Source organism: Vibrio sp. 10N.222.55.C6, assembly GCF_041473395.1.
GTDB classification, from domain to species: Bacteria; Pseudomonadota; Gammaproteobacteria; order Enterobacterales; family Vibrionaceae; genus Vibrio; species Vibrio crassostreae_C.
In genome coordinates this window covers 1-1,928 of the sequence record NZ_JBFRSD010000072.1, presented here as the reverse complement: position 1 = coordinate 1,928, position 1,928 = coordinate 1, and the positions used below count along the sequence as shown (strand labels likewise).

General features: G+C 47.8%; 1 protein-coding gene. It reads left to right on the top strand.

Annotation, left to right across the window (positions count from 1 at the left end; genetic code table 11):
* Positions 1-581: 581 nt before the first annotated feature.
* Positions 582-1,874: a group II intron reverse transcriptase/maturase gene (ltrA, locus tag AB4486_RS22575; RefSeq protein WP_170962452.1), complete on the top strand. Its 1,293-nt coding sequence runs from the start codon at positions 582-584 to the stop codon at positions 1,872-1,874.
* Positions 1,875-1,928 lie beyond the last annotated feature (54 nt).

The window sequence follows — 1,928 nt, the reverse complement described above, 5'->3', positions numbered from 1 at the left end:
AATAGCTGCGCTTTTTGTTTGTGCGCCGAGCATGGCGTTGATCTAGGAGGTGAAAGTCCTCTACGGGCTCAGTCGAGCGAGAACCGTTAGCCTATGCAAGGGTGTTCACCGTGAGGTGAAATCTGAAGGAAGCAAATGGCAAAACTTGGTTGTGACGAACAGAAATCTGATAGTAGGTCATTACAACTTGGGCAACCTAGCAATAGATAGAATAGCCCGATGCCTCGACGGGAAGTGTGTAGTGATAAATCAGGCACGGCCAAGGGAAAGAGCAACGTCTTACCTCGGGAGATCTTATTACTTGTCTCGATAGAGACTAATACAGCAGCGATGCGGTATGACGAGCAATAAGAAGTCAGCAGAAGGCATAGTACCTTAAGGAAGTACAACTTAAGGGAAGGCCCGAACTGAATATATCAAGAAGCAGTCACTAGACACTCAATCATGTGGGGTCATAGCAAGATGAAAACCATCTCTACGTCCCAATGGGCGATACAGCAAGTAAAGCTCATGGTGATGAAGAATGACAAGCATGATTGGCGTAAACAGGAGGACGAGTCTTGGTGATCTCAACGTCGTTGATGGAGCAAATCTGCTCTTCAACCAACTTGAATCAAGCTCTACGAAGAGTGAAGAAGAACAAAGGATGTGCAGGTGTCGACAAACTCGACATAGATGCGACTATCTCAACACTTCGACAGGCTTCAAATGGGCAAGCGCTTCGCCAGAGTCTTCTGGAAGGAAGCTACCAACCTCAACCGGTACTTGGTGTAGAAATCCCTAAACCTAGTGGTGGCGTAAGGCAACTAGGTATCCCAACCGTGCTTGATAGAGTTGTCCAACAGGCAATGACCTCAGTACTGTCAGATATCTATGACCCCAAGTTCTCCAATAGCAGTTACGGATTTAGACCAAACCGCAGTGCGCACCATGCATTAACGGCAGCCAGTCATTACATCCGAGAAGGTCGAGGTTATGTTGTAGATATCGACCTAGCGAAATACTTCGACACAGTGAATCACGATAGACTGATGTACAGACTGTCACAGGACATCAGTGATAAACGAGTGTTGAAGCTCATCAGGTCATATCTACAGGCAGGCATAATGCGAAACGGGATGGTTGAACAGAGACAAAGAGGGACACCACAGGGTGGACCATTATCCCCGTTGCTATCCAATATCGTATTAGATGAACTGGATAAAGAGTTAGAGCGCAGAGGGCATAAGTTCTGTCGATATGCAGACGACTGCCAAATCTACGTTCATAGTGAAGAAGCCGCTTATCGAGTTAAAGAGTCGATAACGGAGTTCTTGGAGCAAAAGCTGAAGCTCACGGTAAATCGAGAGAAAAGTGGTGCGACAAGAGTGACAGAGCGGACTTACTTAAGCCACCGCTTCGGGATAGATGGAACAATCCATCTATCGAAGGCAGCACAAACTCAAATGAAGAAGCGAGTGCGGCAGATAACGAAGCGAAACCGAGGGCGAGAGTTGCAAGCAGTCATAGCGGAATTAACTCAATACCTAAGAGGTTGGCAACACTACTTCAAACTCGCCATACGGAAAAGCAGCTTGCAGCGCTTAGACGAATGGATACGGCGACGGCTACGATGTTACCGCTTAAAACAACGCAAACGCAGATACGGCATAGCGACATGGTTACAACAACAAGGTGTAACGGAGCGCAATGCGTGGAAGGTAGCGATGTCAGATAAAGGGTGGTGGCACTTGGCCTTAACGCCGCAGTTAAATCACGCCATGCCAATAAAATGGTTCGAGGAGTTGGGCCTGTACTCATTGCGAGATGGGTATGAGTCACTGAAAATATATTCGGAACCGCCGTATGCGACCCACGCTTGTACGGTGGTGTGAGAGGACGGAGGCCGTGAGGCCTCCTCCTACTCGATTGGTGTCGCTAGTTCAATG